The sequence below is a fragment of the Streptococcus sp. oral taxon 064 genome (assembly GCF_001683375.1).
Classification (GTDB): Bacteria; Bacillota; Bacilli; order Lactobacillales; family Streptococcaceae; genus Streptococcus; species Streptococcus oralis_S.
In genome coordinates, this window is record NZ_CP016207.1 from 850757 (window position 1) to 877366 (window position 26610).

The window sequence follows — 26610 nt, forward strand, 5'->3', positions numbered from 1 at the left end:
CTATGAGAATTATGGGATTGGACGTCGGTTCAAAAACAGTAGGGGTGGCGATTAGCGATCCCCTAGGCTTCACCGCTCAGGGACTTGAAATCATCCAGATTAATGAGGACCAGGGCCAGTTTGGTTTTGACCGGATCAAGGAATTGGTTGACAGCTATAAGGTAGAACGCTTTGTAGTTGGTCTGCCTAAAAACATGAACAATACCAGTGGACCGCGGGTAGAAGCTAGTCAAGCCTACGGAGCAAAATTAGAGGAGCTTTTTGGTTTACCAGTAGACTATCAAGATGAGCGTCTGACGACTGTCGCTGCGGAACGTATGCTGATTGAGCAAGCAGATATCAGTCGTAACAAACGCAAGAAAGTTATTGATAAGTTGGCTGCTCAGCTGATTTTGCAAAATTATTTAGATAGAAAATTTTAAGACAGAGGAGAAACTATGTCACACGATCACAACCATGATCACGAAGAACGTGAATTGATTACACTTGTTGATGAACAAGGAAATGAAACTTTATTTGAAATCCTTTTGACCATTGATGGAAAAGAAGAATTTGGTAAAAACTATGTTCTGCTAGTGCCAGTTAACGCAGAAGAAGATGAAAATGGTGAAGTTGAAATCCAAGCTTACTCATTCATCGAAAATGAAGACGGAACAGAAGGCGAATTGCAACCAATCCCAGAAGACTCAGAAGACGAATGGAACATGATTGAAGAAGTCTTCAACAGCTTTATGGAGGAGTGATACAGTCTGGGAGACTGTATCACCCCAACTCCTAGAAACTAGAAAGAGTTGGAACATCCGGTGGATGTTTTTAGCCCTGCGCCAGAAATTAGAAACGCAGGAACGTCCGGTGGACGTTTTTAGCCCACGTTGAAATTCATAGTAGCTAGTGATTAGCTAACCAGGTAAGAGGTCGGGATTTTAGTCCCGACCTCGCTTTTTATTTGTAATCATACTTTGATGCGGTAGTTGATTGGACTTTTGTTAAGGAGACATGTATGTTTGAAGTAGAAGAATGGCTTCATAGTCGGATTGGTTTAAACTTTAGATCTGGACTTGGACGAATGCAACGAGCGGTGGATTTGTTGGGGAATCCTGAGAAGACATATCCTATTATCCATGTAACAGGGACTAACGGTAAAGGGTCAACTATTGCTTTTATGAGGGAGCTGTTTGTTGCTCATGGTAAAAAAGTTGGTACTTTTACCTCTCCTCATATCATCAGTATCCATGATCGAATCTGTATCAATGGACAACCGATCGCGGAGGAAGACTTTGTCCGTATAGCTAACCAAGTCAAAGAGATGGAGAAAACTCTCTTAGAAACGCATGATCAATTGTCTTTCTTTGAGTTGTTGACCTTGATTGCCTTGCTTTACTTTAAAGAGCAGGGAGTGGATTTGGTTTTGCTAGAAGTGGGGATAGGTGGTCTACTTGATACTACTAATGTCGTAACAGGAGAGATTGCAGTTATTACTTCCATTGGGCTAGATCATCAGGAGACCTTGGGCGATAATCTGGAGGAAATAGCCGAGCAGAAAGCTGGCATTTTCAAGGCTGGCAAGAAGGCGGTCATTGCCAAGCTTACTCCAGAAGCGGAGCTTGTCTGTCAAAATACAGCAAGAGAGTTAACTGTGGATCTCTATCAAGCTGGGCGAGACTTCTCCTTGAATGCTGGGGATTTTTCAAGTAGCCTAGCGAGTTTTTCACAACTTGAAATCAGTTTGGAAGGTGTTTATCAGCAAGAAAATGCTGCCTTGGCTTTGGAAACTTTTCTTCTGTTTATGGCGTCAAGAGGTGAAAGGGTCGAAGAAGTGCTTGTCAGACGGGCCTTGCAAGAGACCCACTGGGCAGGTCGATTGGAACGGATTCGTCCGCAAATCTACCTAGATGGGGCTCACAATCTGCCAGCCTTGACTCGTCTAGTTGAGTTTATCCAAGGGAAAATCCAGCAAGGTTATCAAATTCGCATTCTTTTTGGCGCCCTTAAACGCAAGGATTATCAGGGGATGCTAGGCTATCTATCTAAGCAGTTGCCTGAGGTGGAACTTAAGATAACAGGCTTTGACTACCAAGGCTCTCTGGATGAAAAGGATGTGGTAGCTTACGATTTGATTTCTTCCTATGGCGATTTTATCAGAGAATTTGAAGATAAGGCCAATGGCCAGGACCTGCTTTTCGTGACGGGTTCACTCTACTTTATCTCAGAAGTCCGAGCGAGTTTGGTAGGAAGCGACGAGATTAGTTGACCTTCTAGGTTTATGTTGCTATACTGTAGGTAGGATGTATATCTGGAAACGATTCCAGCAAAACATTGGCACAAAAGAAAGGAAATCGCTATGAAAACGAAAACATTCACACTTTCTATTGCTTCCCTAGCAATTCTTAGTCTTTTAGCAGCTTGTGGACCTAAGGCACAAGCCCCTACCCAGCAATCTGCTCAGCAATCATCTACTCAACAAGAATCATCTTCTAGCGCTACGACAAGTGCTAGTCAACCGCAGGCATCCTCAAGTCAGGACACTACTGTAGCTCAACCTACGAATATCGATGGTACCTATACTGGAAAGGATGAGAATGACCAAATCACTCTTGTTGTAACAGGTAAAACTGGTACATGGACTGAGGTCGAGCCAGATGGAGATAAGGAAATCAAGCAAGTCAGCTTTGAGCCAGAAAATCAACGTGTCATTATCGGTGATGATGTCAAAATTTACACGGTTAATGGTAATCAATTGATTATCGATGATATGGACCGAGAGGCATCTGACCGAGAGGTATTAACTAAGCAATAATGATTAAGTAAAAGTTCCAATGAGATGAAAGCTATCTTTTTGGAGCTTTTTTCTTGAAAAAAGGGTTGGGTGTTCTTTACTAACTTTTTACTTAAAACGCTTACAAATGTTTGTAAAACTTCTTATAAGGTCGTATACTTATAGTAAATAATCAATTAGCGCAGAGGCGCAGGAGGAAAAGCATATGGCTACATTTTACGTTCCGGCAGTTAACCTTATCGGTAAAGGTGTTGTAAATGAAGTAGGTCCGTATATCAAGGAATTGGGGTATAAGAAGGCCCTTTTGGTGACAGATAAGTTCATCGAAGGCAGTGATATTTTACCTAAGGTCCTAAAACCATTAGATGCTGAAGGGGTCGAATATGTGATTTTTAGCGATGTGGAGCCAAATCCGACTTGCAAGAATGTCACAGATGGAGTGGCTGCCCTGAAAGAGCATGGATGTGACTTCATCATCAGTCTTGGAGGAGGATCTCCTCAGGATGCGGCTAGCTGTATCTCTATCATCGCTACAAATGGTGGAAAACCACAGGACTACGAAGGTCTTCACAAGTCTGCTAAAAAAGGCTTGCCAGTGGTTGCAATCAATACAACAGCTGGAACTTCTGCAGAAATCACTATTAACTATGTTATTACTGACGAAGAGCGCAAGGTCAAGATGGTAATGGTTGATAAGAACAGCCTCGCCCTCATCTCTGTCAATGATCCAGAACTCATGCTTTCAAAGCCGAAAGGATTGACAGCAGCGACAGGTATGGATGCTCTTACTCACGCTGTCGAAGCCTTGGTAACACCAGGTGCTTATAATGTGACCAAGAAACTTTCTATCGGAGCGATTGAACTCATCAAGGAGTATCTTCCTCGTGCTGTGGCAAATGGCCAAGATATTGAAGCGCGTGAGGGTATGGTCAATGCCATCTTCCTCGGTGGTATGAGCTTTAACAATGCTGGTTTGGGTTATGTTCATTCTATGGCTCACCAACTCGGTGCGGTATATAACTTGCCACATGGTGTCTGCTGTGCCATGCTTCTCCCAGTTGTAGAACGTGAAAATGCCAAGCGTGTACCAGAAGCTTTCCGCAATGTGGCCAAGGCCTTGGGACTCCATGTTGAAGGGAAAACAGACCAAGAATGTGCTGACTATGCTATCGCTGAGATTGAGAAACTTTCTGAAACTGTTGGTATTCCGAAGAAACTCACTGAACTCGGTATCCAAGAAAAAGACTTTGACTTTGACTACCTTTCTAAGAATGCTTTGATTGATGCATGTGCGCCAGGCAATCCATTTATGCCAACTTTAGAAGAAACCATTGCTCTCTACAAAGAACTTTTTTAAAGACTAAGTAGAGTGGAAGGAACTTATTCTTCAAAATATAAATAATATTGGAAAGAACTATCATTTTGGTAGTTCTTTTTTTTAAAATTTGCTATCCTAGACATATGAGAAAAATCAAAATTGATGTGGTTGTAGTACCCTTAAGTGGGCATCTCTTCCCAACACTGAATTTACTTGCACCCTTGTTGAAGGATCCCTTGTATGAGATTCGATTATTTACAGGACCGCAACGAAAAACTGTAGCAGAGGAGATGGGATTCCGAGTGATTTCCATTTTAGAAAATTGTGTAGATGAGTTTGAGCGTGTAGCCAACAATGAAGGTCAATTAAACCTGTTTTCTGCTTATCGACAGTTGTCAGCTAGTCTTGATTTGATCAATGTGGTTTCAGATCAATTAGTGCAAGAGTGGCAGGAAAATAGACCGGATATTGTGATTGCGGACTTTATAACCCTCTCTGGAGGACTTGTTGCGGAACAGTTGAATATTCCCTGGATTACCACGATGGCGACACAGTTTGCCATTGAAACGACAGATGGACCGCCTTGTTTCTTTGGAGGATTGGGCAGTCCAAAAACATCTTTCCAATCTGGTCTGCAATGGCTAGGAAGAAAAGGGACTCGTTTAGGGAAACGAATCGTAAGCTTTTTATTGAGAGAACGATTGAAACGTTACGATTTTAAACTTTACAATCAGAAAGGTCAGGAAACCATCTATTCACCCTATTCCATCTTGGGAATTGGGATGAAAGAGTTGGAGCTGAAAAGTGGTTTTCCAGAGCACTACCTTTGGGTGGGACCTTTTGGCTCTTCGATTGAGAGGGCAGAAAATTATCCCCTCGATTTGTCTCCTTATGCAGGTTATAAGAAGGTCCTTGTCTCCTGTGGCACTCAGCTAGCATGGGCCAAAGACAATCTCCTCTGTCAGACACAACAATTGGCAGAAGCACATCCAGATTGCCACTTCTTTGTGACTCTGGGGTTTGGCGGACAAGACTTCCAATGTGAAGAGCTCATGGACAATGTTTCTGTGGTATCCTATCTTCCCTATAAGGAGTACATTCCTCAGATGGATTATGTGATTCATCATGGTGGTGCGGGTATTTTTTACCAGTGTATCATCTATGGTAAGCCTGCCTTGATTCTCCCCCATGACTATGATCAGTATGACTATGCAGTTCGTGGATTAGAGGCAGGGATTGCTTTGACTGCTAAACGAGAGGATACGGAAGCGATTGGACGCGCCTTTGATGAGTTGTTGGCTAGAGATGACTGGGCAGACTTGAACAAACTTAGTCGTGCAGCTCAAATCTATCAGCCAACAGAGATTCTGAAGAGCGAAATACATCGGCTCTTAGGGGACAAGGAGAAGTAAAAAATGAAGAAAGTATTGGTAACAGGTGCTACGGGCTTTCTAGGCAAGTATGTTGTTGAAGAGCTCAGTCAGCAGGGCTATCAGGTACGCGCTTTTGGACGCAATCGCAAGGTGGGTCAGTCTTTAGAGAACTCCTCTGTGGCATTTTTTCAGGGAGATTTGACCAAGCAAGAGGATTTAGCTCGGGCTTGTCAGGGGATGGACATGGTTGTGCATGCGGGTGCTCTTTCTACCGTTTGGGGTGCTTGGGAGGATTTCTACCAGACAAATGTCTTAGGGACCAAGTATGTTCTGGATGCTTGCCGAGAGGCTGGTATTCAGCGTTTGGTTTATGTGTCCTCGCCTAGCATCTATGCTGCGCCTCGAGATCAGCTAGCTATCAAAGAAAGTGCTGCGCCTCAGGAAAATAATCTGAACAACTACATTCGTAGTAAGCTGGCTTCGGAGAAGCTGTTTAAGGATTATCCCGATGTTCCGAGTATTATTTTACGACCTCGTGGGCTTTTTGGGATTGGGGATACCAGTATTTTGCCCCGAGTTCTCAAACTCAGTCAGAAGATTGGCATTCCCTTAATAGGAGACGGTCGTCAGCTTATGGATATGACCTGTGTGGAAAATGTCGCTCTGGCAATTCGCTTGGCACTAGAGACTCCTCAAGCTAGTGGCGAAGTTTATAATATTACCAATGGGGAATCAAGAACCTTTAAGGATTTGATTGAAGAAACCTTGAGAGAGTTGGGTTATCCAATAACATACAGAAAAGTGCCAGCTCCTCTTCTTTCAGTTATTGCTAGTAGTTTAGAGTTTCTGTATAAGGTCTTGAAACTCAAAGGTGAACCGCCTCTGACACGCTATACCTATTATCTGCTCCGTTATAGTCAGACGCTGGACATCAGCAAGGCGGAGCGAGACTTGGAGTATCGCCCTCAAATCAGTATTTCGGAAGGGATTGAACAATATGTCCAAGATTATCGAAAGCATTGATTATTTCCCAGCAGGCTACTGTACCAGCTACACAGGTTTGCTATTTAAGGGAGTCAAGAATCAAAAGATGACCTTTCCAGCAGGTGTTTTTCTTATCAAACACAGGGACAAGGGCTATCTCCTCTATGACACAGGCTATCATTACGATATTAAGACCCGGCTTCGCTATGGTTTCTATCGGCTAGGAACGCCCGTTCAAATGACGGAGAAGGACCAAATTTCACGTTTACTGGAAGCGAAGGGAATCAAACCAGAAGAAATTAACTATGTTCTTCTATCACACCTACATCCAGATCATCTGGGAGGAGCTAGTTTCTTTCCTCATGCAACCTTTATCTTGACAAAAGAAGTATATGAAGTCTACCAAAAACCCAAATTGAAAGACTTGATTTTCAAGGAGTTTTTACCTGCTTCTTTTGAGAAAAATCTAACCATTATCAGAGCTGACCAGCAAGTTTCAACTTTTCCCTATCGTCCAATTTGTGATCTTTTTGGAGATGGCAGTATCCTAGTAGCCTCTGTTGACGGGCATGCTAGGGGGCAAGCCTGTCTATATTTTCCAGACCTTAATCTCCTCATTGCAGCGGACCTCTGTTGGGGAATTGATCTCTTACCTTACACCAAGCAGATGCACCTGATTCCTTCCTTTGTTCAGGATAATAAGTCTGACTATATCAGGGGGACAGAGTTTCTGGAGGAAGTCTTAAAGGACGGTATCGAGGTAGTTGTTAGCCATGATCCTGTAGAAAGGATAGAGTCAATCTTACATGAAAAAAATAACCTTTCTTAAAACCTTTATCCAAACTCGATGGCTTCATCATTTCAAATCTCGAGAAGCTGTAGAAAACTATCAGAAAAAGCAATTAACTAACTATATAGACTTTTTAAAGCGAGAGTCGCCCTACTTTAAAAATGGAGTTCCTAGCAACTTTGACCATATGGACAAGGCTTTTATGATGGAACATTTCAATGAGCTCAACACCCAAGGAGTGGATCGTGATGAAGCCTTATCCTTAGCTATTGAAAGTGAGAAGACCCGTGACTTCACTGAACTTAAAGGGGAAGTAGCCGTCGGTCTGTCTTCAGGGACGTCTGGACATCGGGGGCTCTTTATCACAACAGAGAAAGAGCGAAGTATGTGGGCTGCGGCTATCTTGGCAAAGATGTTGCCCAAGGGGCAGCTTTTTGGACACCGCATCGCCTTTTTCCTGAGAGCTGATAATGAACTCTATCAGACCATCAATACAGCGCTCATTCGTCTAGAGTATTTTGATATTTTCAAACATACAGATGAGCATATCGAGCGACTCAACAACTATCAACCAACGATTATTGTGGCGCCAGCCTCGATGTTGATTGAATTGAGCAAGCGTCTTAAGGCTGGAGAGTTAGCCATTCATCCTCAAAAAATCGTTTCGGTGGCGGAAATCTTGGAAGATAGTGATAGAGGACGAATCGCAGAAGCCTTTTCACTATCCATCATTGATCAAGTTTATCAGGCGACTGAAGGTTTCTTAGCCTGCACTTGCTCAGCTGGCAATCTGCATCTCAACGAAGACATTATCTTTGTGGAAAAGCAGTATCTAGATGACCGCCGTTTCTATCCAGTGATTACGGACTTTAAACGAAGCAGTCAGCCTGTTTATCGCTACCAGCTCAATGATATCTTGGTTGAAAATCCGGAGCCTTGTCCCTGTGGCTCCTACTATACACGGATTGACAAGGTCGAAGGACGCTCTGATGATATCTTCTACTTTAAAGGGCAGAATGGCGGGCAGGTAACGATCTATCCAGACTTTATCAGGCGTTGTATCCTCTTTGTGGAGAATGTAGGAGATTACCAAGTTAAGCAACATTCCGAGAAATTAGTGGAAGTTTGTTTAAGCCGAAGAGATGAGGACGTAGAGACAGCAATTTTAGCACAGTTCCAACTCTTGGCCCAGCAAAAAGAGTTCATAGTTCCTCAAATCCAATTTTCAGATTATCACTGGGATATTAGCCGTAAACTCAAACGTATCCAACGTTTATGAAAGGAAGAAAGACAATGACAGAAGTAAAAAGACATGTAGAAATCGCAGGTTATGGCATTTGCCTTCCAAAGCATACAGTTCAATTTAAAGACCAGACCCGTTATCGTGTAGTTGAAAATGAAGAAACGCAACTCGACTTGGCAGAAGGAGCTATCCACCGTGCACTTGAACATGCAAATTTGGATATTAAAGATATCAATTGCCTTGTATCAGCTAGTGCAGTTGGTGTTCAGCCTATTCCTTGTACGGCTGCCTTGATTCATGAGCGCGTGGCAAAAGGACTCTCAATTCCAGCAATGGACATCAATACGACCTGTACCAGCTTTATTTCTGCTCTATCGACTATGTCCCACTTGATTGAGGCGGGCGAATACAATCGTGTCTTGCTTGTGTCTAGTGAGGTTGGTAGTTTAGGGCTCAATCCCAAGCAAAAAGAAAGTTTTGAACTCTTTAGTGATGGGGCAGCAGCCTTTATTTTCCAAAAAAGTCATCAGGAAAAAGGGGTCATTGCTAGTCTCCAACGTACTTGGTCAGAAGGGGCTCACGATACGGAGATTCGTGGAGGTCTGACTTCTTTTCAACCAAAAGAGTACTCTGAAGCGACGAAGACCAACTATATGTTTGACATGAAGGGGAAGAAAATCCTCCTCTTGTCTGCTCGTAAAATCCCAGTCATGTTTGAAGAGTTTCAAGAAAAAACACAGCTAGCCTTGGCAGACGTGGACTATATCATTCCTCACCAAGCAAGTCGTGCTCTTCCTTTGGTCATGGAAAAACTAGGTGTGGCTGAGGATCAGTACCTCAATCTCGTCACTGACTATGGAAATATGGTGTCAGTCTCTGTACCGTTTGGCCTGGCTTATTCTTTGGAGCATGGACTTATCAAGGAGGGAGATGTCGTCTACCTTATGGGGACTGCAGCTGGTATGACGGTCAATATGTTGGCTCTGAAATTGTAATAATCATCTAAACACGGAACGACTGGAACTTGAGCAAAGGTAAACGGTTGCTATCTACCCCTGAACTGAGGTATACTAGTAGAAACATTAGTTTATCAAGCAGTTAAGGAGAATGTTAGAAAAGAAAGGGGATGTATGACAGCTAGAAAAATGCAGCTACTCATGTCCAAATATGGTTTTAGTATTACCATCATGTTGGCAGAGTTGTTTATCGTCTTTGGTTTATTTCTCTATCTAGGGCAAATGGCTCCAATTGTCTGGATTATCCTGGTCATTTTAGTGAGTTTAGCGACCATTGTATCGATTGTCAATCGGTCTATGAATCCTGAGAGTAAGGTAACATGGCTGTTAGTAGCCTTTGTGCCAGTGTTTGGCCCATTGCTCTATATCATGTTTGGAGAGCGTCGTTTATCTAAAAAAGAAATGAAGCAGCTAAAGCAGCTCCAATCAATGGTTGATCGAGAGGACAATAGCAGAGCTCTCCGTTTGGAGTTAAAGGAACAAGACAAATCAGCTTACGGAGTTATCAAATCACTCCTTAGCATGGATACGAATGCCGATGTCTATGATCGAACGGATACACAATTTTTTGCATCTGGGGAAAGTATGTGGCATCAGATGCTAGAGGATCTCAAGAAAGCTGAGAAGTTTATCTTTCTCGAATACTATATCATCGAAGAAGGTTTGATGTGGAATAGTATTTTGGAGATTTTGGAAGAAAAGGCAGCTCAAGGAGTAGAGGTGAAGCTTCTCTATGATGATATTGGTTGTATGGCAACCTTGCCTGGAGATTACACCATCCAGCTTCGTGGTCGAGGGATTGAAGCCCACAAATTTAATAAGGTGATTCCACGTTTGACCGTTGCTTATAACAACCGTGATCACCGTAAAATCATGATTATCGATGGTCAAATTGCCTATACAGGTGGTATCAATCTGGCTGATGAGTATATCAACCATATCGAACGCTTTGGTTATTGGAAGGATAGCGGTATTCGTCTGGATGGACCGGCAGTTAAGGCTTTTACCAGACTCTTTTTATCTGCCTGGTATATCAACCGTGGAGAGATTAGTGATTTTGACCAATACCATCTTGAAAATCAGCCAAAAGATGGGATGGGGCTCTGTATTCCCTATAGTAGTGGACCAAAACCCATCTACAGAGCTCAAGTTGGAAAAACGGTCTACCAAAATCTTATCAATCAAGCTACAGATTACGTCTATATCACGACTCCCTATCTAATTGCTGACTACGATCTAACTGAAAGTATCAAAAATACAGCTCTGAGAGGGGTAGATGTGCGAATTGTGACACCGTGTATCCCAGATAAGAAGGTTATTCAGCTAGTTACTCGAGGGGCTTATCCAGACTTGTTATCTGCAGGAGTTCGTATTTATGAATACAGTCCGGGATTCCTTCATAGCAAGCAAATGCTTGTCGATGGAGAAGTGGCCACCGTGGGAACCATCAATTTTGACTATCGGAGCTTGCTTCACCACTATGAAAATGCCGTCTTACTTTATAGAACGCAGTCTATCATCGCTATTGAAAGGGACTTCGAAGAGATTTTTAAAGTTTCTCAAGAAATTTATCCCCACACCATCAAAACCAGCTGGTATCAAAGCCTGGTCAAGGAAATTGTCCAGTTGTTTGCACCCATGCTTTGACAATCAACCAAGATCTAGCCCAAGGCTGGATCTTTTTTGTTTTCTTACGAATAGATAAGTAAAGGAGAAAACCATGCTTAATCTAGAAGATGATGATTTTGTCAGAGAGTATAGTAACAGTCGATTCCACCGTTTTCGTGAAATCGAACGCTTTGCGTTATTGGATAAGAAATTCAGCAAATATCAATCCCAAGCTGACATTCCTGTAAGATTTTGATATACTAAAACAGATAAACTTAGAGGAGAAATTGAATGAACGTATACGGGAAAATAGATGAGAAACAAGAAGAATCTCATTACCAAGACTGGTCAGTGCCAGAAAAACGAGAAGGAGCTCCCATTCCCTTTTTTAGTATTTTGCTTTGGAGTTTAGTGGCCACAGCCATTTCGGTTGCCCTGCCTTTTATTTTTGGTTTAATCAGTCCGCAACAAAGTCAGGATCTTTATACCGGTTGGGCCTTGCATCAAAATGGTCAAATGTATACAGATTATTTTGGGACGGAGGGATTGCTCTATTATGTGCTAACCTACCTTTTTCAAGGTAGTATTCTGATTGCTTTGGTTGAGTGGTTGGCCTTGTTTGGAGCAGGTGTTTTTCTTTTTAAGGCTGCGAATACTCTTGTCGGCCAAGAAAAGGAAGCGAAGCGAGTTGTCTTTATTTTATACTTGCTTGTAGCTGGACTCGCTTTTGGTGGTGGCTATGCTCTTTTGCTAGCCCTGCCTTTCCTATTTTATTCATTGAGTATCGTTACAAATTATCTCGCTTTTCCAAAGGATGATAAAGGATTTGTACGAGTGGGGATGAGCCTTGCTCTCGCTTTCTTCCTTGCGCCAATCCCAACCGTCTTGTTTGCGGCTGTACTGGCCTTGGGGATTATCGGCTTTAATCTAGCTAAAGGTCACTTTGTTCATGGTCTATATCAGTTCTTTGCGTCAGCCCTAGGATTTTCACTCTTATTCTATCCTTTAGGCTACTATACAGTGTGGACAGGTAGTTTTGGAGATGCTATTAGCCAGACCTTGTATCCGGTAAATACTCTTAGCCTCTTTTCAAATTCGCATTTGCTTGAAAATGCAGCCTTCTATGGTTTGCTTGCTATTGGATTAGGTTCCCTTGGTTTGCTCTTTGCAGGCTTGTTCCAGTCAAAACCAGCCAAGCAATATGCCCTCTCAATTGCTACTAGCTTGGGATTGTTGATTTCTTTAGGAATCTTGATTCTCTCCCAAGAACCTATCAACGGTACTCGTCTTGTGGTGCTAATTCCTTTCTTGGTCTTGCTCCTTCTGACAGGAATCAAGGAAGATGTTTCGGAGGGAGGGAGTCGTCGTAGAAGAAGACGTGAGAAACAAACTTCTTTCTTTAAAGGAAATTTCTATCTACCACTGATTGCCCTTGCTTATCTCATTGTTCTTCCTATTGTGAGTCGTTACCTTTCTCACCCAACGACTTATCAGGAGAGAGACCGTCTTGCTAGCGTGGTCAAACAACAAACGAGTTCTGAGGATCGTGTCTATGCTTGGGATGATCGTCCTGATTTCTACCGTGCAAGTGAACGCTTGGCGCCGACTTCTCTATCAACTCCAACACTTTATACTGCAAGCGATGAAAATAAAACCAAACTGATGAATGACCTGAAAGAGAATCAACCGAAGATGATTGTGGTCAATCAAAAAGTTGCCTTGTGGTCAGATGTAGAGAGCTGGCTCAGTGAAAACTATGAGCTTGTTCAGACAAATACTAGCGAGTTCAAACTTTATAAATCCAAATAACAAAAAATCAATATCTTGTGGAATTTTAAAATTTTTAGGATTTTTAACACAAGATATTGATTTTTATTTTAAGAGTGGTATAATACTTCATAGAACAACATTTTAGAAAAGAGCATGGATATGATTGTATTAGAAGAAAAGCTTGCAACCGTTCCCACCTTGTTCGTTGAAAAACGAGATGGTAGACGAGTGGTGTTTGATGTAGACAAGATTGACAAGGCTCTCCACAAGGCGGCGGAAAAGGTTATGGACGTTACGCCTCTAGTAGAAAAACGCCTAAATGGTCTAGTTGAAAGAATCGTGACTGAAATTCACAGCCGCTTCCCTCAAGGTGTCAAGATTTATGAAATTCAAAATGTCGTAGAGCACGAACTCCTTGAAGCCAAAGAGTATGCACTAGCTGAGGAGTATATCACTTATCGGACACAAAGGGATTTTGAGCGCTCAAAAGCGACAGATATCAACTTTAGTATCCATAAACTTCTCAATAAAGATCAAGCAGTTGTCAATGAAAATGCCAATAAAGACAGCGATGTCTTCAACACCCAGCGTGATTTGACAGCAGGGATTGTTGGGAAGTCGATTGGGCTGCAAATGCTTCCTAAGCACGTAGCTAATGCTCACCAAAAAGGGGATATCCACTATCATGACTTGGACTACAGTCCCTACACTCCTATGACCAACTGCTGTTTGATTGATTTTAAAGGCATGCTAGAAAATGGTTTTAAGATTGGGAATGCAGAGGTAGAGAGTCCCAAGTCTATCCAGACTGCGACAGCTCAAATTTCTCAAATCATCGCTAACGTTGCTTCTAGCCAGTACGGGGGTTGCTCAGCTGACCGTATCGATGAAGTCTTGGCTCCGTATGCGGAGAAGAATTACCAAAAGCACCTCAAGGATGCGGAAGAGTGGGTCTTGCCCGAGAAACGGGAAGATTATGCTTGGAAGAAAACTCAAAAAGACATCTACGATGCCATGCAATCTCTTGAGTATGAAATCAACACCCTCTTCACTTCAAATGGACAAACACCTTTTACTTCACTAGGTTTTGGTCTAGGAACTAGTCGTTTTGAACGGGAAATTCAAAAAGCTATCTTGACCATTCGTATCAAGGGGCTTGGTTCAGAACACCGCACAGCCATCTTCCCAAAACTTATCTTTACGCTTAAAAGAGGCCTTAACTTGGAAGAGGGAACTCCAAACTATGACATCAAACAGTTGGCCCTCGAGTGTGCAACCAAGCGGATGTACCCAGATGTCTTGTCCTATGATAAGATTATTGAACTGACAGGTTCCTTCAAGGTTCCTATGGGTTGTCGCTCCTTCCTCCAAGGATGGAAGGATGAGAATGGCGTAGAGGTCAATTCAGGTCGGATGAATCTAGGTGTTGTGACGGTTAATCTGCCTCGTATCGCCCTCGAGTCTGAAGGAGATCTGAATAAGTTTTGGGAAATCTTCAACGAGAGAATGAACATTGCGGAGGATGCTCTGGTTTATCGTGTCGAACGAACCAAGGAAGCAACACCAGCAAATGCCCCTATCCTTTATCAGTATGGAGCCTTCGGCCGCTGTCTCGGAAAAGAAGAAAGTGTTGACCAACTCTTTAAGAATCGCCGTGCGACAGTTTCGCTGGGCTACATCGGTTTGTACGAAGTGGCTACAGTCTTCTTTGGAAATAGCTGGGAAAGCAATCCTGAAGCCAAGGAATTCACATTGGATATTATTCGCGATATGAAACGTCGTGTGGAAGAGTGGTCTGACCAATATGGTTACCATTTCTCTATCTACTCCACACCGTCTGAAAGTCTGACAGATCGCTTCTGTCGCTTAGACACAGAGAAGTTCGGTTCTATTCCTGACATCACGGATAAGGAATACTACACCAACTCGTTCCACTACGATGTCCGGAAAAATCCAACGCCGTTTGAAAAATTAGACTTTGAGAAAGTTTATCCAGAAGCAGGTGCGTCAGGTGGTTTCATCCATTATTGTGAGTATCCAGTTCTTCAACAAAATCCTAAAGCCTTGGAAGCTGTTTGGGACTATGCCTATGACCGTGTCGGCTATCTAGGGACCAATACTCCGATTGATCGTTGCTACAAGTGTGACTTTGAAGGGGATTTTGAACCAACTGAGCGAGGCTTTGCTTGTCCCAACTGTGGCAATAGCGACCCTAAAACAGTAGATGTGGTCAAACGTACGTGTGGTTATCTGGGAAATCCTCAAGCGCGTCCGATGGTTAATGGACGCCACAAGGAAATCGCTGCGCGTGTCAAACACATGAACGGTTCAACTATTAAAACAGCCGGACATGAAGTAACAAATTAGAAGGAAACGCAATGGGGAAATACCAATTAGACGATAAGGGACGCGCACAAGTGACCCGTTATCACGAGAAACACTCGAAAGGTGGGACAGGTAAAAAAGAACGCTTGCTCAACCTCAGAGAACAGTTTTTAAACAAGAGCAAGAAAAAATAAAAGTGAGAGTCTGCTCTCACTTTTCTCTTAGGTGGGATGGGAATATGGAACTACGCAGACCGATATTGGCAGATAAAGAAACAGTTTTAGAGATGATGGCAGAGTTTGAACAGACTCAATCAGCCCACGATGGCGGGTTTTGGGATGCTGAGAATTTTGTTTATGAAGAGTGGCTAGAAGAAAATCTTCAAGCGGAAGCGGGACTCAATATTCCTGAAAACTGGGTTCCTGCTATCCAGCTGATTAGTTTTGACGTAGCAGGCCAGGCTCTTGGCTTTCTCAACCTTCGTCTCCGATTAAATGACTACTTACTAGAAAATGGTGGCCATATCGGCTATTCCGTTCGCCCCTCTGAAAGAGGCAAAGGTTATGCCAAAGAAGCTCTCCGACAAGGCTTACAAGTCGCCAAGGAAAAGAACATCAAAAAAGCACTTGTGACCTGTAGTACGGAAAATCCTGCTAGTAGGGCGGTGATTGTGGCAAATGGAGGACTCTTTGAGGATGTTCGCAATGGCGTAGAACGTTACTGGATAGATTTGGAGTAAAAGGATGACATGGAATACACCAAAACCAGGTGAATGGAAAAGTGAGGAGCTTAGTAAAGGGCGAATCATTGATTACAAGGCTTTTAACTTTGTCGATGGAGAAGGTGTGCGCAACTCTCTCTATGTATCAGGTTGCATGTTTCACTGCGAGGGGTGCTATAATGTTGCGACTTGGTCTTTCAACGCAGGCATTCCCTATACGGCAGAATTAGAAGAACAAATCATGGTAGACCTTGCCCAGCCCTATGTTCAAGGATTGACCTTGCTGGGGGGAGAACCTTTTCTTAATACAGGTATCCTCTTACCTCTCGTTAAGCGAATTCGAAAGGAATTGCCAGACAAAGACATCTGGTCCTGGACGGGCTACACTTGGGAAGAAATGATGCTGGAGACTCCAGACAAATTGGAACTCTTGTCGCTGATTGACATCCTTGTCGATGGACGGTATGATAAAAGCAAGCGCAATCTTATGCTCCAGTTTCGAGGGTCTTCTAATCAACGAATTATCGATGTGCAAAAATCTCTCAAACAAGGTCAAATAGTGATTTGGGACAAACTTAATGACGGAAAAGAAAGCTATGAGCAGGTGAAGAGAGAATGAAGAAAAAAGACCTGATAGAACAACTGGTTTCAGAGATCGAAACGGGAAGAATTAGGACGCTAGGGATCTACGGTCATGGGGCTTCAGGTAAATCAACCTTCGCTCAGGAATTACATCAAGCCCTAGATTCCACTACAGTAAATTTACTAGAAACAGATCCCTATATCACTTCAGAACGTCACCTGGTAGTACCAAAGCAAGCACCAGATCAAAAGGTGACAGCTTGTCTGCCTGTAGCACATGAACTGGCAAGTTTACAGAGAGATATTCTCGCCTTGCAGGCAGGTATGGATGTCTTAACAATCGATGAACCGTGGAAGGCTAGCGAGGTCTTGTCTGGAGCCAAACCAATTCTGATTGTTGAAGGGATGTCTGTGGGATTTCTACCCAAGGAACTCTTTGACAAAACTATCTGTTTCTACACGGATGAGGAGACCGAATTAAAGAGGCGCTTAGCTCGAGATACGACTATGAGAAATCGGGATGCATCTTTTGTATTGGCTAGCCATCAGATGAGACGGGAGCAGTATCTGCGATACTATAGAGAAAACGAGTCTAAAGCGGACATTTTAGTAGATCAATCAGAAGATACATTCAAGGTCAAAATGACACACATTATATAGAAGAAAAGACGGTTTTTTATAGATATAAATCCGTAATCTTGGAAAGATGAAAAGAGAAAACAGTTTCATCTTAAAAAAACGAAAAAAAGCTCACAAATCCCTTGCAATCGTAGGGGCTTTGTGTTATTCTATTATGGTGCTGTAAATTACAGCCTTAGCTTTGATGCAAGAGGTTGCGACACGCTCGGTTGCATTGCCACGCAACGCGCGTCGGTTTTCTTGTGGAGCTAGCCTATTATCTTAAATAGACGAAAAGGAGAAAAAGATGGCAAACAAAAAAATCCGTATCCGTTTGAAAGCTTACGAACACCGTACGCTTGACACAGCGGCTGCAAAAATCGTAGAATCAGCTACTCGTACAGGTGCACAAGTTGCGGGTCCAATCCCACTTCCAACTGAGCGTAGCCTCTACACAATCATTCGTGCGACTCACAAATACAAAGACTCTCGCGAACAATTTGAAATGCGTACACACAAACGTTTGATCGATATCGTTAACCCAACTCAAAAAACAGTTGATGCGTTGATGAAATTGGATCTTCCAAGTGGTGTAAACGTAGAAATCAAACTTTAATCTAAAATATAAAAGAGCAGAGGCTGGTGTTTCAATTTAATTGAACACGGGCTAAACTCGGTGTGAAAAAGATAAACTTCCTAGTGTCTGTTAGACACTGCGTCAGTTTCCTATTTTCACTTTGAGTTTGACGCCCTTTGTATCTTAGACTTGAGCATAAAAAACGCTCGTTAAAAACTTTTTGAATAAAAAATATAGAAAAGGAACTATTTTCTCATGACAAAAGGAATCTTAGGGAAAAAAGTGGGAATGACTCAAATCTTCACTGAAGCTGGCGAATTGATCCCTGTAACAGTTATTGAAGCAACTCCAAACGTTGTTCTTCAAGTTAAAACTGTTGAAACAGACGGATACAACGCTATCCAAGTTGGTTTCGATGACAAACGCGAAGTATTGAGCAACAAACCTGCTAAAGGACATGTAGCGAAAGCTAACACGGCTCCTAAGCGCTTCATTCGTGAATTCAAAAACGTTGAAGGCTTGGAAGTTGGTGCTGAAATCACAGTTGAAACATTCGCAGCTGGAGACGTTGTTGACGTAACTGGTACTTCTAAAGGTAAAGGTTTCCAAGGTGTTATCAAACGCCACGGACAATCACGTGGACCAATGGCTCACGGTTCTCGTTACCACCGTCGTCCAGGTTCTATGGGACCTGTTGCACCTAACCGCGTATTCAAAGGTAAAAACCTTGCAGGACGTATGGGTGGCGACCGCGTAACAATTCAAAACCTTGAAGTTGTACAAGTTGTTCCAGAAAAGAACGTTATCCTTATCAAAGGTAACGTACCAGGTGCTAAGAAATCTCTTATCACTATCAAATCAGCAGTTAAAGCTGGTAAATAATAAAGAAAGGGGAAATCAGTCACAATGGCAAACGTAACATTATTTGACCAAACTGGTAAAGAAGCTGGCCAAGTTGTTCTTAACGATGCAGTATTTGGTATTGAACCAAATGAATCAGTTGTGTTTGATGTGATCATCAGCCAACGCGCAAGCCTTCGTCAAGGAACACACGCTGTTAAAAACCGCTCTGCAGTATCAGGTGGTGGACGCAAACCATGGCGTCAAAAAGGAACTGGACGTGCTCGTCAAGGTTCTATCCGCTCACCACAATGGCGTGGTGGTGGTGTTGTCTTCGGACCAACTCCACGTTCATACGGCTACAAACTTCCACAAAAAGTTCGTCGCCTAGCTCTTAAATCAGTTTACTCTGAAAAAGTTGCTGAAAACAAATTCGTAGCTGTAGATGCTCTTTCATTTACAGCTCCAAAAACTGCTGAATTTGCAAAAGTTCTTGCAGCATTGAGCATCGATTCTAAAGTTCTTGTTATCCTTGAAGAAGGAAATGAATTCGCAGCTCTTTCAGCTCGTAACCTTCCAAACGTGAAAGTTGCAACTGCTACAACTGCAAGTGTTCTTGACATCGCAAATAGCGACAAACTTCTTGTCACACAAGCAGCTATCTCTAAAATCGAGGAGGTTCTTGCATAATGAATTTGTATGATGTTATCAAAAAACCTGTCATCACTGAAAGCTCAATGGCTCAACTTGAAGCAGGAAAATATGTATTTGAAGTTGACACTCGTGCACACAAACTTTTGATCAAGCAAGCTGTTGAAGCTGCTTTCGAAGGTGTTAAAGTTGCCAACGTTAACACAATCAACGTAAAACCAAAAGCAAAACGTGTTGGACGTTACACTGGTTTTACTAACAAAACTAAAAAAGCTATCATCACACTTACAGCTGATTCAAAAGCAATCGAGTTGTTCGCTGCTGAAGCTGAATAATCTAAGGAGGAAATATCGTGGGAATTCGTGTTTATAAACCAACAACAAACGGTCGCCGTAATATGACTTCTTTGGATTTCGCTGAAATCACAACAAGCACTCCTGAAAAATCATTGCTTGTTGCTTTGAAGAGCAAGGCTGGTCGTAACAACAACGGTCGTATCACTGTTCGTCACCAAGGTGGTGGACACAAACGTTTCTACCGTTTGGTTGACTTCAAACGTAACAAAGACAACGTTGAAGCAGTTGTTAAAACTATCGAGTACGATCCAAACCGTTCTGCAAACATCGCTCTTGTACACTACACTGACGGTGTGAAAGCATACATCATCGCTCCAAAAGGTCTTGAAGTTGGTCAACGTATCGTTTCAGGTCCTGAAGCAGATATCAAAGTCGGAAACGCTCTTCCACTTGCTAACATCCCAGTTGGTACTTTGATCCACAACATCGAATTGAAACCAGGTCGTGGTGGAGAATTGGTACGTGCTGCTGGTGCTTCTGCCCAAGTATTGGGTCAAGAAGGTAAATACGTTCTTGTTCGTCTTCAATCTGGCGAAGTTCGTATGATTCTTGGAACTTGTCGTGCTACAGTTGGTGTTGTCGGAAACGAACAACATGGACTTGTAAACCTTGGTAAAGCAGGACGTAGCCGTTGGAAAGGTATCCGCCCAACAGTTCGTGGTTCTGTAATGAACCCTAACGATCACCCACACGGTGGTGGTGAAGGTAAAGCACCAGTTGGTCGTAAAGCGCCATCTACTCCATGGGGCAAACCTGCTCTTGGTCTTAAAACTCGTAACAAGAAAGCGAAATCTGACAAACTTATCGTTCGTCGTCGCAACGAGAAATAATAGTAAACTAGTCGCCTAAGCAACTAGGAAATCCGCCAGCTCGGTAGCGCTCCATGTGAGCGCAAGCCGCTGTGGTACAACATTTAAAGGAGAAAATATAAAAATGGGACGCAGTCTTAAAAAAGGACCTTTCGTCGATGAGCATTTGATGAAAAAAGTTGAAGCTCAAGCTAACGACGAAAAGAAAAAAGTTATCAAAACTTGGTCACGTCGTTCAACGATCTTCCCAAGTTTCATTGGTTACACTATTGCAGTTTATGACGGACGTAAACACGTACCTGTTTACATCCAAGAAGACATGGTAGGTCACAAACTTGGTGAATTTGCACCAACTCGTACTTACAAAGGTCACGCTGCAGACGACAAGAAAACACGTAGAAAATAAGGAGAACATAAATGGCAGAAATTACTTCAGCTAAAGCAATGGCTCGTACAGTACGTGTTTCACCTCGTAAATCACGTCTTGTTCTTGACAACATCCGTGGTAAAAGCGTAGCCGATGCTATTGCAATCTTGACATTCACACCAAACAAAGCTGCTGAAATCATCTTGAAAGTCTTGAATTCAGCTGTAGCTAACGCTGAAAACAACTTTGGTTTGGACAAAGCTAACTTGGTAGTATCTGAAGCATTCGCAAACGAAGGACCAACTATGAAACGTTTCCGTCCACGTGCGAAAGGTTCAGCTTCACCAATCAACAAACGTACAGCTCACATCACTGTGGCTGTTGCAGAAAAATAAGGAGGTAACATCGTGGGTCAAAAAGTACATCCAATTGGTATGCGTGTCGGCATCATCCGTGATTGGGATGCCAAATGGTATGCTGAAAAAGAATACGCGGATTACCTTCATGAAGATCTTGCAATCCGTAAATTCGTTCAAAAAGAACTTGCTGACGCAGCAGTTTCAACTATCGAAATTGAACGCGCAGTAAACAAAGTTAACGTTTCACTTCACACTGCTAAACCAGGTATGGTTATCGGTAAAGGTGGTGCTAACGTTGATGCACTCCGTGCAAAACTTAACAAATTGACTGGAAAACAAGTACACATCAACATCATCGAAATCAAACAACCTGATTTGGATGCTCACCTTGTAGGTGAAGGAATTGCTCGTCAATTGGAGCAACGTGTCGCTTTCCGTCGTGCACAAAAACAAGCAATCCAACGTGCAATGCGTGCTGGAGCTAAAGGAATTAAAACTCAAGTATCAGGTCGTTTGAACGGTGCAGATATCGCCCGTGCTGAAGGATACTCTGAAGGAACTGTTCCACTTCACACACTTCGTGCAGATATCGATTACGCTTGGGAAGAAGCAGATACTACATACGGTAAACTTGGTGTTAAAGTATGGATCTACCGTGGTGAAGTTCTTCCAACTCGTAAAAACACTAAAGGAGGTAAATAACCAATGTTAGTACCTAAACGTGTTAAACACCGTCGTGAATTCCGTGGAAAAATGCGCGGTGAAGCAAAAGGTGGAAAAGAAGTAGCATTCGGTGAATACGGTCTTCAAGCTACAACTAGCCACTGGATCACTAACCGCCAAATCGAAGCTGCTCGTATCGCCATGACTCGTTACATGAAACGTGGTGGTAAAGTTTGGATTAAAATCTTCCCACACAAATCATACACTGCTAAAGCTATCGGTGTGCGTATGGGATCTGGTAAAGGGGCACCTGAAGGTTGGGTTGCACCAGTTAAACGTGGTAAAGTGATGTTCGAAATCGCTGGTGTATCTGAAGAAATCGCTCGCGAAGCGCTTCGTCTTGCAAGCCACAAATTGCCAGTTAAATGTAAATTCGTAAAACGTGAAGCAGAATAAGGAGAAGGCATGAAACTTAATGAAGTAAAAGAATTTGTTAAAGAACTTCGTGGTCTTTCTCAAGAAGAACTCGCGAAGCGCGAAAACGAATTGAAAAAAGAATTGTTTGAACTTCGTTTCCAAGCTGCTACTGGTCAATTGGAACAAACAGCTCGCTTGAAAGAAGTTAAAAAACAAATCGCTCGTATCAAAACAGTTCAATCTGAAGCGAAATAATAGACTAGGGAAGGAGAAATTTCAATGGAACGCAATAATCGTAAAGTTCTTGTTGGACGTGTTGTATCTGACAAAATGGACAAGACAATCACAGTTGTAGTTGAAACAAAACGTAACCACCCAGTCTATGGTAAACGTATTAACTACTCTAAAAAATACAAAGCACATGATGAAAACAATGTTGCCAAAGAAGGCGATATCGTACGTATCATGGAAACTCGTCCGCTTTCAGCTACAAAACGTTTCCGTCTTGTAGAAGTTGTTGAAGAAGCGGTCATCATCTAATCAAACCTGAAAGGAGAAAACTGAAATGATTCAAACAGAAACTCGTTTGAAAGTCGCAGACAACAGCGGTGCGCGCGAAATCTTGACTATCAAAGTTCTTGGTGGTTCAGGACGTAAATTTGCAAACATCGGTGATGTTATCGTGGCATCTGTAAAACAAGCTACTCCTGGTGGTGCGGTTAAAAAAGGTGACGTTGTAAAAGCTGTTATCGTTCGTACTAAATCAGGTGCTCGTCGTGCTGATGGTTCATACATCAAATTTGACGAAAACGCAGCAGTTATCATCCGTGAAGACAAAACTCCTCGCGGAACACGTATCTTTGGCCCAGTTGCACGTGAATTGCGTGAAGGTGGCTTCATGAAGATCGTGTCACTTGCTCCAGAAGTACTTTAATTTTTAGAAACAAACTAGTCCCCTAGCTTCAAGCTAGGGTGCCCTTATGGGCGTAAGAAAAATTAAGGAGAAACCTAATGTTTGTAAAAAAAGGCGACAAAGTTCGCGTAATCGCTGGTAAAGATAAGGGAACAGAAGCTGTTGTCCTTACTGCCCTTCCAAAAGTAAACAAAGTTATCGTTGAAGGTGTTAACATCGTTAAGAAACACCAACGTCCAACTAACGAACTTCCTCAAGGTGGTATCATCGAGAAAGAAGCAGCTATCCACGTATCAAACGTTCAAGTATTGGACAAAAATGGTGTAGCTGGTCGTGTTGGTTACAAATTTGTAGACGGTAAAAAAGTTCGCTACAACAAAAAATCAGGCGAAGTGCTTGATTAATCACGAAGGAAAGGAGAAGTATAATGGCAAATCGTTTAAAAGAAAAATATCTTAATGAAGTAGTTCCTGCTTTGACAGAACAATTCAACTACTCATCAGTGATGGCTGTGCCTAAAGTAGATAAGATCGTTTTGAACATGGGTGTTGGTGAAGCTGTATCAAACGCTAAAAGTCTTGAAAAAGCTGCTGAAGAATTGGCACTTATCTCAGGTCAAAAACCACTTATCACTAAAGCTAAAAAATCAATCGCCGGCTTCCGTCTTCGTGAAGGTGTAGCGATTGGTGCAAAAGTTACCCTTCGTGGTGAACGTATGTACGAATTCTTGGACAAATTGGTTTCAGTTTCACTTCCACGCGTGCGTGACTTCCACGGTGTTCCAACAAAATCATTTGATGGACGCGGAAACTACACTCTTGGTGTGAAAGAACAATTGATCTTCCCAGAAATCAACTTTGATGACGTTGACAAAACTCGTGGTCTTGACATCGTTATCGTAACAACTGCTAACACTGACGAAGAGTCACGTGCATTGCTTACAGGCCTTGGAATGCCTTTTGCAAAATAATATAGGAGGTAAATCTAATGGCTAAAAAATCAATGATTGCTAAGAACAAACGTCCAGCGAAGTTCTCTACTCAAGCTTATACTCGTTGTGAAAAATGTGGTCGTCCACATTCAGTTTACCGCAAATTTAAACTTTGCCGTGTTTGCTTCCGTGAATTAGCTTACAAAGGACAAATTCCTGGTGTAACAAAAGCATCTTGGTAATTTAAGATATCAAGGGCGTCAAAACTCAAAGTGAAAATAGGAAACTTGACGAAGAAACTGAAGTTTCTAGGAAAGTTTATCTTTTTCACGCAGAGTTTAGCCCGGGTTCAGTTGGGCTTGCCAATTTGAACACGAGCTACAGCTTTGGCAAAAAAGACCAATTTTCTTTGGAGCATCGCTCCAGCATCAAATTGTCTATTTTTGCTCTTGCTGTTACGCTCTTTGTATCATGTATTAACTAGCAAGTGCAACTTGCAAACTACTAGTAAGAGGAGAAAAACAAAATGGTTATGACTGACCCAATCGCAGACTTCCTAACTCGTATTCGTAACGCTAACCAAGCGAAACACGAAGTACTTGAAGTACCTGCATCAAACATCAAAAAAGGGATTGCTGAAATCCTTAAACGCGAAGGTTTTGTTAAGAACGTAGAAATCATCGAAGATGACAAACAAGGCATCATCCGTGTATTCCTTAAATACGGACCAAACGGTGAAAAAGTTATCACTAACTTGAAACGTGTTTCTAAACCAGGACTTCGTGTCTACAAGAAACGTGAAGATCTTCCAAAAGTTCTTAACGGACTTGGAATTGCTATTCTTTCAACTTCTGAAGGTTTGCTTACTGATAAAGAAGCTCGCCAAAAGAATGTTGGTGGTGAGGTTATCGCTTACGTTTGGTAATATTTAGCTCCCAATTTCTTTGTGACTCTTCGTTATCGTCTCTTGCCTAACCCAAAGTTATGCCGGCGAGACGATGCCTAGATTCACTTTGGAATTGAAACCTAAATGTTCCTTTAAATCGAGAAATCGATTTAAGCCCCCGTGAAAACTGGCCATTCTGGCCTGACAATTTAACAGGAGAAAATAAACATGTCACGTATTGGTAATAAAGTTATCGTGTTGCCTGCTGGTGTTGAAATCACTAACAATGACAACGTTGTAACTGTAAAAGGACCTAAAGGAGAGCTTACTCGTGAGTTCTCAAAAGATATTGAAATTCGTGTGGAAGGTACTGAAGTAACTCTTCACCGTCCAAACGATTCAAAAGAAATGAAAACAATCCATGGAACTACTCGTGCCCTTTTGAACAACATGGTAATTGGTGTATCAGAAGGATTCAAGAAAGAACTTGAAATGCGTGGGGTTGGTTACCGTGCACAACTTCAAGGTAAAAAACTTGTTTTGGCTGTTGGTAAATCTCATCCAGACGAAGTTGAAGCTCCAGAAGGAATTACTTTTGAACTTCCAAACCCAACAACAATCGTTGTTAGCGGAATTTCAAAAGAAGTAGTTGGTCAAACAGCTGCTTACGTACGTAGCCTTCGTTCACCAGAACCATATAAAGGTAAAGGTATCCGTTACGTTGGTGAATTCGTTCGCCGTAAAGAAGGTAAAACAGGTAAATAATGTTGAGTGGTTGATTTTCAACCACCGACCTATTTTCCAACTTAGTGCATAGCACATGATTTAAAACTAAAGAGGTGAAAACTGTGATTTCTAAACCAGATAAAAACAAACTCCGCCAAAAACGCCACCGTCGCGTTCGCGGAAAACTCTCTGGAACTGCTGATCGCCCACGTTTGAACGTATTCCGTTCTAATACAGGCATCTACGCTCAAGTGATTGATGACGTAGCGGGTGTAACGCTCGCAAGTGCTTCAACTCTTGACAAAGAAGTTTCAAAAGGAACTAAAACTGAACAAGCCGTTACTGTCGGTAAACTCGTTGCAGAACGTGCAAACGCTAAAGGTATTTCAGAAGTGGTGTTCGACCGCGGTGGATATCTATATCACGGACGTGTGAAAGCTTTGGCTGATGCAGCTCGTGAAAACGGATTGAAATTCTAATAGGAGGACACTAGAAAATGGCATTTAAAGACAATGCAGTTGAATTAGAAGAACGCGTAGTTGCTGTCAACCGTGTTACAAAAGTTGTTAAAGGTGGACGTCGTCTTCGTTTCGCAGCTCTTGTTGTTGTTGGTGACCACAACGGTCGCGTAGGATTTGGTACTGGTAAAGCTCAAGAAGTTCCAGAAGCAATCCGCAAAGCAGTAGAAGATGCTAAGAAAAACTTGATTGAGGTTCCTATGGTTGGAACAACAATCCCACACGAAGTTCTTTCAGAATTCGGTGGAGCTAAAGTATTGTTGAAACCTGCTGTAGAAGGTTCTGGAGTTGCCGCTGGTGGTGCAGTTCGTGCCGTTGTGGAATTGGCAGGTGTGGCAGATATTACATCTAAATCACTTGGTTCTAACACTCCAATCAACATTGTTCGCGCAACTGTTGAAGGTTTGAAACAATTGAAACGCGCTGAAGAAGTTGCTGCCCTTCGTGGTATTTCAGTTTCTGATTTGGCATAA

General features: G+C 42.4%; 37 protein-coding genes. All 37 read left to right on the forward strand.

All coding sequences use genetic code 11. The features are described 5' to 3' along the window. The first annotated feature begins 2 nt into the window (after window positions 1-2). A complete protein-coding gene (gene ruvX, locus AXF18_RS04235) occupies window positions 3-422 on the forward strand; it encodes a Holliday junction resolvase RuvX (RefSeq protein ID WP_002876031.1) in 420 nt (139 codons plus the stop codon). 15 nt (window positions 423-437) lie between these two features. Further along, a complete protein-coding gene (locus AXF18_RS04240; RefSeq protein WP_000017624.1) occupies window positions 438-743 on the forward strand; it encodes a DUF1292 domain-containing protein in 306 nt (101 codons plus the stop codon). 257 nt (window positions 744-1000) lie between these two features. Next, window positions 1001-2251: a folylpolyglutamate synthase/dihydrofolate synthase family protein gene (locus AXF18_RS04245; protein ID WP_049500300.1), complete on the forward strand. Its 1251-nt coding sequence runs from the start codon at window positions 1001-1003 to the stop codon at window positions 2249-2251. Between the two features lie 90 nt (window positions 2252-2341). Further along, window positions 2342-2797, forward strand: a complete 456-nt coding sequence (locus tag AXF18_RS04250) for an SP_0198 family lipoprotein (protein WP_000853132.1) — start codon at window positions 2342-2344, stop codon at window positions 2795-2797. A gap of 184 nt (window positions 2798-2981) precedes the next feature. Continuing rightward, window positions 2982-4133, forward strand: a complete 1152-nt coding sequence (locus AXF18_RS04255) for an iron-containing alcohol dehydrogenase (protein ID WP_000190391.1) — start codon at window positions 2982-2984, stop codon at window positions 4131-4133. A gap of 104 nt (window positions 4134-4237) precedes the next feature. Then, the gene (locus AXF18_RS04260) at window positions 4238-5506 is read left to right on the forward strand and encodes a glycosyltransferase (RefSeq protein ID WP_049550232.1); all 1269 of its coding nucleotides are present in this window, start codon (window positions 4238-4240) and stop codon (window positions 5504-5506) included. Window positions 5507-5509: 3 nt separating this feature from the next. Beyond that, complete coding sequence (locus AXF18_RS04265) at window positions 5510-6490, forward strand: NAD(P)-dependent oxidoreductase (RefSeq protein WP_049500472.1); 981 nt, start codon at window positions 5510-5512, stop codon at window positions 6488-6490. Then, the gene (locus AXF18_RS04270) at window positions 6465-7280 is read left to right on the forward strand and encodes an MBL fold metallo-hydrolase (RefSeq protein ID WP_049500470.1); all 816 of its coding nucleotides are present in this window, start codon (window positions 6465-6467) and stop codon (window positions 7278-7280) included. The genes AXF18_RS04265 and AXF18_RS04270 overlap by 26 nt, the downstream gene beginning before the upstream one ends. Next, window positions 7258-8520, forward strand: a complete 1263-nt coding sequence (locus tag AXF18_RS04275; protein ID WP_049500468.1) for a F390 synthetase-related protein — start codon at window positions 7258-7260, stop codon at window positions 8518-8520. The genes AXF18_RS04270 and AXF18_RS04275 overlap by 23 nt, the downstream gene beginning before the upstream one ends. Before the next feature lie 14 nt (window positions 8521-8534). Further along, complete coding sequence (locus tag AXF18_RS04280) at window positions 8535-9479, forward strand: 3-oxoacyl-[acyl-carrier-protein] synthase III C-terminal domain-containing protein (RefSeq protein WP_049500466.1); 945 nt, start codon at window positions 8535-8537, stop codon at window positions 9477-9479. Window positions 9480-9614: 135 nt separating this feature from the next. Then, window positions 9615-11147 (forward strand): cardiolipin synthase, encoded by a 1533-nt coding sequence (gene cls, locus AXF18_RS04285; protein WP_049500464.1) that lies wholly within the window; start codon window positions 9615-9617, stop codon window positions 11145-11147. Between the two features lie 73 nt (window positions 11148-11220). Beyond that, on the forward strand, window positions 11221-11364 hold the full coding sequence (locus tag AXF18_RS10140) for a hypothetical protein (RefSeq protein WP_162837939.1): 144 nt from the start codon (window positions 11221-11223) through the stop codon (window positions 11362-11364). A gap of 35 nt (window positions 11365-11399) precedes the next feature. After that, window positions 11400-12917: a damage-inducible protein CinA gene (locus tag AXF18_RS04290; protein ID WP_065371526.1), complete on the forward strand. Its 1518-nt coding sequence runs from the start codon at window positions 11400-11402 to the stop codon at window positions 12915-12917. A 120-nt stretch (window positions 12918-13037) separates the two neighbouring features. Beyond that, window positions 13038-15245 carry an anaerobic ribonucleoside-triphosphate reductase gene (gene nrdD / locus AXF18_RS04295; RefSeq protein ID WP_065371527.1) on the forward strand — a complete coding sequence of 736 codons (2208 nt, stop codon included), beginning with the start codon at window positions 13038-13040 and terminating at the stop codon, window positions 15243-15245. 11 nt (window positions 15246-15256) lie between these two features. Then, window positions 15257-15397, forward strand: a complete 141-nt coding sequence (locus tag AXF18_RS04300; RefSeq protein ID WP_000521627.1) for a hypothetical protein — start codon at window positions 15257-15259, stop codon at window positions 15395-15397. A gap of 44 nt (window positions 15398-15441) precedes the next feature. Next, complete coding sequence (locus AXF18_RS04305; protein WP_065371528.1) at window positions 15442-15942, forward strand: GNAT family N-acetyltransferase; 501 nt, start codon at window positions 15442-15444, stop codon at window positions 15940-15942. 4 nt (window positions 15943-15946) lie between these two features. Next, window positions 15947-16543, forward strand: coding sequence for an anaerobic ribonucleoside-triphosphate reductase activating protein (gene nrdG, locus AXF18_RS04310; protein ID WP_049520530.1), 597 nt, complete (start codon window positions 15947-15949; stop codon window positions 16541-16543). Then, on the forward strand, window positions 16540-17166 hold the full coding sequence (locus AXF18_RS04315) for a uridine kinase (RefSeq protein ID WP_049520529.1): 627 nt from the start codon (window positions 16540-16542) through the stop codon (window positions 17164-17166). The genes nrdG and AXF18_RS04315 overlap by 4 nt, the downstream gene beginning before the upstream one ends. Window positions 17167-17431: 265 nt before the next feature. After that, complete coding sequence (gene rpsJ, locus AXF18_RS04320) at window positions 17432-17740, forward strand: 30S ribosomal protein S10 (RefSeq protein ID WP_001284513.1); 309 nt, start codon at window positions 17432-17434, stop codon at window positions 17738-17740. A gap of 216 nt (window positions 17741-17956) precedes the next feature. Beyond that, entirely contained in the window at window positions 17957-18583 is a 627-nt protein-coding gene (rplC, locus tag AXF18_RS04325) for a 50S ribosomal protein L3 (protein ID WP_000160197.1), read from the forward strand. Between the two features lie 24 nt (window positions 18584-18607). After that, window positions 18608-19231 carry a 50S ribosomal protein L4 gene (rplD, locus tag AXF18_RS04330; protein ID WP_000024537.1) on the forward strand — a complete coding sequence of 208 codons (624 nt, stop codon included), beginning with the start codon at window positions 18608-18610 and terminating at the stop codon, window positions 19229-19231. Beyond that, a complete protein-coding gene (locus AXF18_RS04335; protein WP_001055347.1) occupies window positions 19231-19527 on the forward strand; it encodes a 50S ribosomal protein L23 in 297 nt (98 codons plus the stop codon). Before rplD ends, AXF18_RS04335 begins: the two co-directional genes overlap by 1 nt. A gap of 17 nt (window positions 19528-19544) precedes the next feature. Beyond that, window positions 19545-20378 (forward strand): 50S ribosomal protein L2, encoded by an 834-nt coding sequence (rplB, locus tag AXF18_RS04340; RefSeq protein ID WP_000512910.1) that lies wholly within the window; start codon window positions 19545-19547, stop codon window positions 20376-20378. A 103-nt stretch (window positions 20379-20481) separates the two neighbouring features. Continuing rightward, on the forward strand, window positions 20482-20763 hold the full coding sequence (gene rpsS, locus AXF18_RS04345) for a 30S ribosomal protein S19 (RefSeq protein WP_000533766.1): 282 nt from the start codon (window positions 20482-20484) through the stop codon (window positions 20761-20763). A gap of 11 nt (window positions 20764-20774) precedes the next feature. Further along, complete coding sequence (gene rplV / locus AXF18_RS04350) at window positions 20775-21119, forward strand: 50S ribosomal protein L22 (RefSeq protein WP_000818137.1); 345 nt, start codon at window positions 20775-20777, stop codon at window positions 21117-21119. Between the two features lie 12 nt (window positions 21120-21131). After that, window positions 21132-21785 (forward strand): 30S ribosomal protein S3, encoded by a 654-nt coding sequence (gene rpsC / locus AXF18_RS04355; protein WP_000529937.1) that lies wholly within the window; start codon window positions 21132-21134, stop codon window positions 21783-21785. Window positions 21786-21788: 3 nt separating this feature from the next. Beyond that, window positions 21789-22202 (forward strand): 50S ribosomal protein L16, encoded by a 414-nt coding sequence (gene rplP / locus AXF18_RS04360; protein WP_000960946.1) that lies wholly within the window; start codon window positions 21789-21791, stop codon window positions 22200-22202. Window positions 22203-22211: 9 nt separating this feature from the next. Next, window positions 22212-22418, forward strand: coding sequence for a 50S ribosomal protein L29 (rpmC, locus tag AXF18_RS04365; protein WP_000772918.1), 207 nt, complete (start codon window positions 22212-22214; stop codon window positions 22416-22418). 24 nt (window positions 22419-22442) lie between these two features. Then, window positions 22443-22703 carry a 30S ribosomal protein S17 gene (gene rpsQ, locus AXF18_RS04370; protein ID WP_000440801.1) on the forward strand — a complete coding sequence of 87 codons (261 nt, stop codon included), beginning with the start codon at window positions 22443-22445 and terminating at the stop codon, window positions 22701-22703. A 25-nt stretch (window positions 22704-22728) separates the two neighbouring features. After that, window positions 22729-23097 carry a 50S ribosomal protein L14 gene (rplN, locus tag AXF18_RS04375; RefSeq protein WP_000616545.1) on the forward strand — a complete coding sequence of 123 codons (369 nt, stop codon included), beginning with the start codon at window positions 22729-22731 and terminating at the stop codon, window positions 23095-23097. Window positions 23098-23174: 77 nt separating this feature from the next. Then, complete coding sequence (gene rplX / locus AXF18_RS04380; RefSeq protein WP_000497691.1) at window positions 23175-23480, forward strand: 50S ribosomal protein L24; 306 nt, start codon at window positions 23175-23177, stop codon at window positions 23478-23480. A 23-nt stretch (window positions 23481-23503) separates the two neighbouring features. Beyond that, window positions 23504-24046 (forward strand): 50S ribosomal protein L5, encoded by a 543-nt coding sequence (gene rplE, locus AXF18_RS04385; RefSeq protein WP_000013542.1) that lies wholly within the window; start codon window positions 23504-23506, stop codon window positions 24044-24046. Window positions 24047-24063: 17 nt separating this feature from the next. After that, a complete protein-coding gene (locus tag AXF18_RS04390) occupies window positions 24064-24249 on the forward strand; it encodes a type Z 30S ribosomal protein S14 (RefSeq protein ID WP_001085697.1) in 186 nt (61 codons plus the stop codon). A gap of 284 nt (window positions 24250-24533) precedes the next feature. Beyond that, window positions 24534-24932 carry a 30S ribosomal protein S8 gene (rpsH, locus tag AXF18_RS04395; protein WP_000245504.1) on the forward strand — a complete coding sequence of 133 codons (399 nt, stop codon included), beginning with the start codon at window positions 24534-24536 and terminating at the stop codon, window positions 24930-24932. A 189-nt stretch (window positions 24933-25121) separates the two neighbouring features. Continuing rightward, complete coding sequence (gene rplF, locus AXF18_RS04400; RefSeq protein ID WP_000086623.1) at window positions 25122-25658, forward strand: 50S ribosomal protein L6; 537 nt, start codon at window positions 25122-25124, stop codon at window positions 25656-25658. Window positions 25659-25741: 83 nt separating this feature from the next. Continuing rightward, window positions 25742-26098 carry a 50S ribosomal protein L18 gene (gene rplR / locus AXF18_RS04405; protein WP_004244055.1) on the forward strand — a complete coding sequence of 119 codons (357 nt, stop codon included), beginning with the start codon at window positions 25742-25744 and terminating at the stop codon, window positions 26096-26098. 17 nt (window positions 26099-26115) lie between these two features. Further along, on the forward strand, window positions 26116-26610 hold the full coding sequence (gene rpsE, locus AXF18_RS04410; RefSeq protein ID WP_000874204.1) for a 30S ribosomal protein S5: 495 nt from the start codon (window positions 26116-26118) through the stop codon (window positions 26608-26610).